Below are 7,143 nucleotides of genomic sequence, written 5' to 3'. Positions count from 1 at the left end.
CCTGCACGACCTCGGGGCCATCGGCATCACCTCCTCCGACGCCCAGGGCATGGGCCGGGCCGGCGAGACGGTGCGCCGCACCTTCGCCGTGGCCGGGAAGATGAAGGCCGAGCGCGGCCCGCTGGAGGGCGACGGCCCGGACGACGACAACGAGCGCGTGCTGCGCTACATCGCCAAGCTCACCGTCAACCCGGCCATCGCCCACGGCCTCGCGCACGAGGTCGGCTCGATCGAGATCGGCAAGCTCGCCGACATCGTGCTGTGGCAGCCGGCCTCCTTCGGAGCCAAGCCGCAGCTGGTCCTCAAGGCGGGCTTTCCCGCCTACGGCGTCACCGGCGACCCCAACGCCGCCACCGAGACCTGTCAACCGCTCGTTCTGGGGCCCCTGTTCGGCGCTCACGGCGCCACTCCGGCCGACCTCTCCGTCGCCTTCACCAGCCGCGCCGCCGCCGAGTCCGGCACCCGGGACCGCCCCTACGACACCATGACCACCCGGCGCCGTCGCGTCGCCGTCCGCCACACCCGCGGGATCGGCCCGCGCGACATGGTCCGCAACACCCGCCTCGGCGAGGTCCTCGTCGACTCGCGCGAGGGTCTCGTCACCCTCGACGGCACGCCGCTGCGGTCCTCCCCCGCCGAGGAAGTCCCGCTGAACCGGCTCTACTTCCTCTGAGTCGCCCGCACAGCGCCGCCCCGGGCACCCTCGTGCCCGGGGCGGCGCTGTGCGCGGTGCCGTCAGTAGGTGACGATGCCAGGGTCGGAGAGGCCGGGGGCGCCGGTCTCGACGTGGCCGGCGAGGCGGCGTACGAAGTCGGCGGTCGCGCCCGAAGTGACGGTCACGTCGTACCAGTTGCGGCAGGCGCTCAGGTCGACGGTGCACGTGACGGTCGCGCCCCGGCGGACGGTGAGGGCCTGCGGCGTGCCGCCGTAGGCGTTGGTGAGGGTCAGCACGACGTCCGCGGCGCCCGCGTTGGTGAGGGTGAGGTCGAGGTTGCCGGTGGTCGCGTTGTGGCGGGCGGTGACCTCGGGCCCGGCGGTCTTGCCGGGGTTGCGGAAGCGGCGCAGGAAGCCGTTGGGGCCGAACACGGTGAGGTCCGTGACGCCCTTGGAGTACGTGGTGTTCCAGGCGTCCGCGATCGTCCGGCCCGCCTCCGTGGTGTACGTCCACGGACCGTCGGTGCGGTTGGGCGAGGTCACCAGGAACTGGGCGCCCGCCGCCGCGCCCGCGCTGAAGGTGAGACGGTACTTGCCCGCCGCGGTGTCGGCCGCCCCGTCCACGTACGGCGCGTAGGCCAGCGGGCGGGTGGGCTTCGCGCCCGCCTCCTGCTTCGGCATGGTGCCGGTGGCGGGCGGGGTGGGCACGTAGTCCGGGTGGCGGTTGCGGTCCGCCGGGGCGTAGCCGGCCGTCGAGGGGAGCGCCGCCGCGGTCGTGTTCGACGCGCTGAAGTCGAAGGCGGAGGTCAGGTCGCCGCAGATGGCGCGCCGCCAGGGCGAGATGTTGGGCTCCTGGACGCCGAAGCGGCGCTCCATGAAGCGGATGATCGAGGTGTGGTCGAAGGTCTCCGAGCAGCTGTAGCCGCCGGTGCTCCAGGGCGAGACGACCAGCATCGGGACCCGCTGGCCGAGCCCGTACGGTCCGGCCGAGTAGCCGACGCCGCCGCCGAACCAGTCGGCGGTGGTCGCCACGGTCGACAGGCCCTGCGAGGCGGAGGAGGGCGGGAACGGCGGCACGACGTGGTCGAAGAAGCCGTCGTTCTCGTCGTAGGTGATGAACAGCGCCGTCCTGGCCCACACGTCGGGGTTGGACGTCAGCGCGTCCAGCACCTGGGAGACGTACCAGGCGCCGTAGTTGGCGGGCCAGTTGGGGTGCTCGGTGAAGGCCTCGGGGGCGGCGATCCAGGAGATCTTCGGCAGGGTGCCGGCCTGCACGTCGCGCCGCAGGTGGTCGAACAGGCCGTCGCCCGCCTTGGCGTTGGTGCCGGTGCGGGCCTTGTCGTACAGCGGGTCGCCCGGCTTGGCGTTGCGGTAGTTGTTGAAGTAGAGCAGCGAGTTGTCGCCGTAGTTCCCGCGGTACGCGTCGCCGATCCAGCCCCACGAACCGGCCGCGTCCAGTCCGTCGCCGACGTCCTGGTAGATCTTCCAGGAGATCCCGGCCTTCTCCAGCCGCTCGGGGTAGGTCGTCCAGCTGTAGCCGGCCTCCTGGTTGCCGAGGACCGGACCGTTGCCGGCGACCCCGTTGCCGGTGCAGCCCGTCCACATGTAGTAGCGGTTCGGGTCGGTGGAGCCGATGAACGAGCAGTGGTAGGCGTCGCAGATGGTGAAGGCGTCGGCGAGCGCGTAGTGGAAGGGGATGTCCTGGCGGGTCAGGTAGGCCATCGTGGTGGCCGTCTTGGCGGGTACCCACTGGTCGTACGTGCCGCTGTTGAAGGCCTTGTGGCCGCCGGCCCAGTCGTGGTTGAGGTCCTGGACGAACTGCATCCCGAGGTCGCTGACCTGGGGCCGGAACGGCAGCACCTCCCGCTTGAGGCCGTCCGTCTGGTGCCAAACCGAGCTGCCGCTCGGCAGGGTGACCGGGCGGGGGTCGCCGAAGCCCCGGACGCCCTTCAGCGCCCCGAAGTAGTGGTCGAACGAACGGTTCTCCTGCATCAGCACGACGATGTGCTCGACGTCCTGGAGGGTGCCGGTGCTCCCCTGCGGGGCGATGGACGCGGCGCGCGCGATGCTCTGCGAAAGTGACGAGAACGCGACGGTGGCACCGGCGAGTTGGAGGAAGCGACGACGATTCAGCTCTGCCATGGGTGGATTGACCTCAGCATGTCAGGAGGGTGGAGGACGGCGCCCCCAAGGACAGCGCGCGCGGGGTACCAACCGGCGGCCCGTTCATGACCGGCCGCCGTACGGCAGACGAACGCATCAAGTTGTACGGACAAGGTGTGAATCCGCTTCCGTGCGCCGCGAAGTCCACCAGCGCGCCCCGGTGCGAAGGGTGCGCAGGTGGTGCGCCGGACCGCAGACTGGGTCCCGACCCCTCACCGGAGGAACGACGATGCCCACCGCCAGCCGACCACCGGCCCCTCCCGTCGCACCCGGACGGCTCCCGCTGATCGGCCACGCGCTCGCACTGTGGCGGCGTCCGCTGGAGTTCCTCGACAGCCTCACCGCCTTCGACCCGATCGTGGCCACCCACCTCGGCCCGAAACCCAGCTATGTGCTGACCGGCCCCGACCTGGTCCACCGCGTACTGGTCACCGAAGCGGCGAACTACGCCAAGGGCCGCTCCTTCGACAAGCTCCGCCCCTACCTCGGGAACGGACTTGCCACCTCCGAAGGGGCCTTCCACCTCCGCCAACGGCGCCTGGTGCAACCGGCGTTCCACCACCAGCAGATCGCCCACTACGTCGACACCATGGCGCGACTGGCCGCCGAGCGCGCCGACTCCTGGCGGCCCGGCCAGGTGGTCGACGTCACCCGGCAGATGCTGGAGCTGTCCCTCGCCATCGTCACCTCGACGCTGTTCTCCACCTCCCTCGACGCCTCCGCCGCCGCCGAGATCCGCCACGCCATGCCCGTCGTCCTGCACGGCATGTACACCCGGGTGCTGGACCCCACGAACCTGTGGCACCGGCTCCCCACACCGGGCAACCGCCGCCTCGCCGACGCCCACGACCGGCTGCGCCGCGCCATCGACCACCTGATCCACGCCGACCGCGCCGACCACGCCGACCACGCCGACCACGCGAGCGGGCGACCGGACCTGCTGTCGATGCTCCTGCAGGCCCGGGACGCCGACAGCGGCGAGGCCATGACCGACCGTCAGCTCCACGACGAACTCATCACCCTGCTGGTGGCCGGCACCGAGACCGCCGCCGGCGGGCTCGCCTGGCTCTTCCACGAACTGGGCCGGCACCCGCACCTCGACCGGCGACTCCACCAGGAGCTGCACGACCACGCCGTACTCCCCCTCACCGCCGACCAGTTGCCCCGGCTCGGCCACACCCGTCGCGTCGTCGACGAGGCCCTTCGGATGCGCAACCCCGGAGGCATCACGATCCGCCGCGCGACCACCGACGTCGAACTCGGCGGCTACCGCTTCCGCGAAGGCACCGAGTTCATCTTCAGCGCCCTCGTCCTCCACCGGAATCCCCGCCACTTCCCCCACCCCCTGCGCTTCGACCCCGACCGCTGGCTGCCCGACCGGCCCCCCGCCCCGCGCGGCGCGTTCGTCCCCTTCGGCGCCGGCCACCACCTGTGCATCGGGGAGTCCTTCGCGCGCACCGAGATGCTGACCGTGGCCGCGACCGTGGCGAGCCGCTGGCGGCTGACGCCCGCCCCGGGAGCACGGGTCCGGGGCGTCATGACCAGCACCAACCACCCCGACAACCTCCTCATGACGGTGGAACCGCGCCCAGAAGCCGACTGAACCACCCGCACCGACCGGAAGCCGACCACCCCGAACGCCGGGCCCGGTACGTGGCGATCAGGTCGCGGTACCAGGTGTACGAGGCCTTCGGGGTGCGTCGTTGGGTCGCGAAGTCGACGTGGACGAGGCCGAAGCGCTGGTGATAGCCCTCGGCCCGTCGAACAGCCTGTCATTCCATCCGTGACGGTACTCCGCCAAGCCGTCGAGGAGAAGGCCGGCAACCTCCTCCTCGACCACCCCGGTGCGCAGTTCGGCCATGGATTCGACGAGCGCCCGGTCCCACGGCGCTCGTGCCGATGCGCGGCCGCGAGCTCTTCTCCTCCCCGGAGCGGCTGGGCCGGCTGAACCCGCCTGCTGGACCGACCGAAGCTCAGATCCGTTCCGCACGGCCGGCGGGGGCCGGGCCGAGGACCACGACGGTATCTCCCGTCTGCGGAGAGGGGATGTCGTGTTCGGTGACCGGAACCAGGCGGCCGTCGGTGCGCACCACGAACAGGGCGTCGTGCCCTGGCGGCGTCGCGCCGTTCACCGGTTGCGCCACGACGTCGGCCCCGGCGCCGTACCGGCGCATCAGCCGAGGCCTGGTGAGCCCGGCACCGAACAGGATGTCACCGCCCAGGAACGGGGCGACGACGCCGTGGCTGGCGGCTGGAGGCCCGATCCGGTAGACCGGTCCGTCCACGCTCCCCCGCAGGACCACCGACGCCAGTGCGTTGAAGTCGTCCTCGGCAGTGAGAAGCAGTACCACGGTGATGCCCTCCAGCTCGGCGCCTTCCCCGGTGGCTGCCGCCAGCAGTTCTCCGGGTGCCAGCTCGAGTCCGGCTTGTTCGATGCGCTCACGCTGTTCTTCGAGACCGGCCCACAGCAGCACCTGAAGACCAGCGGCTTTCAGGGCCAGGCCCAGGTCGACCACCCAGGGCTCGCCGCCCACCAGCAGCGGCCGGGAACGGCCCGAGCGCACGACCCCCAGGCGTCGGGCGACGAGCGTCGCGGTCAGCCCGTAGAGCGTCACCGTGGCGACGATGACCACGAAGGTAGCCGGGAGGATCTTCGAGGCGCCAACGATCCCCTTGCCGACCAGGCCGGCCGAGAAGGTCGAGGCGGTTGATGCCGCGATGATGCCGCGCGGCGCCATCCAGCCGAGGAAGGCGCGCTCCTTTCGGGGAATGTCAGTGCCGAGCGTGGACACCAGGGCCACCAGCGGCCTGGCGACGGCAACCAGGACGGCGGACAGTCCCAACGCGGGGAGCAGTACGTGCCGCAGCGACTGCGGTGTCACGGTGGCCGAGATGGAGACGAAGAGCACCCCGAGGATCAGGGTGACCAGTGTCTCGAAGAACGGCCGACGCACGGGGAAGTCGAAGCGTCGCAGGTTGGTGACGGCCAGGCCCATCACGACCGCGGCGATCAGCCCGGTGTCTTCGCGGAGCACGTCGCAGACCGCCGCCACGCCGATCACCACGGCGAGCTGCGCGGTGGTCCCGAGCACCTCGCCCAGCCGCAGTCCCTGCACCAGCGCCCACAGCAGGACCGCTCCGACGGCCCCGCCGGCCAGGCCGACGCCCACACTCCCCAGGAAGTGTGCCGCCCCGCTCCCGAACCGACCCCTGGTACTGGCGTCGACCGCGTGGAAGACGAGCGCGCCCAGGATCGCACCCACCGGATCGATCAGCGAGCCCTCCCAGACCAGGAGGTGCCGCAGCCGGTCCGTCGGGCGGACGAAGCTGAGCAGCGGGCCCACGACAGTCGGCCCCGAGACCACCAGGATGGCCCCGAGCATCACGGCCGCTCCGTAGTCCAGGCCGAGCAGCGGTTTCGACACGAGCGTGCCGATCGCCCAGGTGAGGAGCACGCCGATCCAGATCAGCCGGATGACGACGCGGCGCATGTGCCCCTTCAACTTCGCCAGGTCGAGCCCGAGACCGGCGTCGTAGAGGATCACCGCCACGGCGAGCGACACCAGAGGCGAGAAGGCTGCGCCGAGCAGTCGCTGGGGATCGACATCGCTGGTCAGCGCACCTGCGGTGAAGCCGACGGGCAGCAGGACGATCAGGGCGGGGATGTGCAGTCGGCTCGCCAGGATCTGCGAGCCGACGGCGAGCACCAGGATCAGGCCCGTCCCGATGAGGATCTGGTTCGTCGTCACGTCACCGCTCCGGCAGGCCGGTTCACCGGACGATCTGGTGGCGGCTCTTGCCGACCCGCCAGCGGCCGAGCAGCAGCGACAGCGACAGCGACAGGGTGACGATCGCCTGGTCCTCGTGTTCCGCCGACCAGGTGCGCAGCAGCGCGAGTCCGGCTCCCGCCGGAGCGGACGCGAACGTCGTCCGAAGCTCCATCACGAGCGGGGCGGCGTGCCTCGGGTGGACAGGAGGACGACTCCGAGTACCACAGCCAGGCGTGCGAGCCACGTGAGCAGGACGGCAGGACCGTGGCGTACGCCGTTCCGCGCCGGGAGGATCAGGGTGAACGCGGCGATCGGCACCGGTTCCGGAGTGATCGCCAGGCCGATGACGGCGAGGTCGAGGACCCGTGGCCTCGGTCACTTCTCCCATGGCGAGATGCCCCATCTGACGGTGTGCCGCTCGTCCGGTCCGAGGGCGACGATCGACGCACCGCTGCGGAGGGCGTCCGGCGGACAGGACATCGGTTCCATGGCGACCGCGCGACGACGTTCCCCCTCCGGCAGGGTGTCGCCGGTGTACACCTGCAGGAAGTCCGCC

General features: G+C 71.3%; 5 protein-coding genes and 2 pseudogenes. 2 read left to right on the top strand and 5 right to left on the bottom strand.

What is annotated here, in order from left to right; genetic code table 11:
- Window positions 1–673 (top strand): amidohydrolase family protein (locus ACIQOV_RS19175; RefSeq protein WP_401049880.1); only part of this gene is annotated, 673 nt, incomplete at its 5' end.
- Between the two features lie 62 nt (window positions 674–735).
- Here ACIQOV_RS19175 and ACIQOV_RS19170 read toward each other — a convergent pair.
- Window positions 736–2,796, bottom strand: a complete 2,061-nt coding sequence (locus ACIQOV_RS19170; RefSeq protein WP_401049877.1) for a phosphocholine-specific phospholipase C — start codon at window positions 2,794–2,796, stop codon at window positions 736–738.
- 250 nt (window positions 2,797–3,046) lie between these two features.
- Between ACIQOV_RS19170 and ACIQOV_RS19165 the strand changes: the two genes are divergently transcribed.
- On the top strand, window positions 3,047–4,420 hold the full coding sequence (locus tag ACIQOV_RS19165; RefSeq protein WP_401049875.1) for a cytochrome P450: 1,374 nt from the start codon (window positions 3,047–3,049) through the stop codon (window positions 4,418–4,420).
- A gap of 40 nt (window positions 4,421–4,460) precedes the next feature.
- Here ACIQOV_RS19165 and ACIQOV_RS19160 read toward each other — a convergent pair.
- The 4 genes and pseudogenes from ACIQOV_RS19160 to ACIQOV_RS19145 form a co-directional block, all read right to left on the bottom strand.
- A pseudogene (locus ACIQOV_RS19160) lies at window positions 4,461–4,574 on the bottom strand (family 1 glycosylhydrolase); the annotation flags it as partial.
- A 216-nt stretch (window positions 4,575–4,790) separates the two neighbouring features.
- Complete coding sequence (locus ACIQOV_RS19155) at window positions 4,791–6,566, bottom strand: cation:proton antiporter (RefSeq protein WP_401049872.1); 1,776 nt, start codon at window positions 6,564–6,566, stop codon at window positions 4,791–4,793.
- Window positions 6,567–6,588: 22 nt separating this feature from the next.
- Window positions 6,589–6,759, bottom strand: a complete 171-nt coding sequence (locus ACIQOV_RS19150; RefSeq protein ID WP_401049870.1) for a hypothetical protein — start codon at window positions 6,757–6,759, stop codon at window positions 6,589–6,591.
- Window positions 6,760–6,962: 203 nt separating this feature from the next.
- Window positions 6,963–7,143 (bottom strand): annotated as a pseudogene (locus ACIQOV_RS19145) (hypothetical protein); the annotation flags it as partial.

This window comes from Kitasatospora sp. NPDC091257, assembly GCF_044757675.1.
In the GTDB taxonomy this organism is placed as follows: Bacteria; Actinomycetota; Actinomycetes; order Streptomycetales; family Streptomycetaceae; genus Kitasatospora; species Kitasatospora lactacystinica.
Note: the sequence above shows the minus strand (reverse complement) of the source record. Positions and strands in the feature narration are given on the sequence as shown.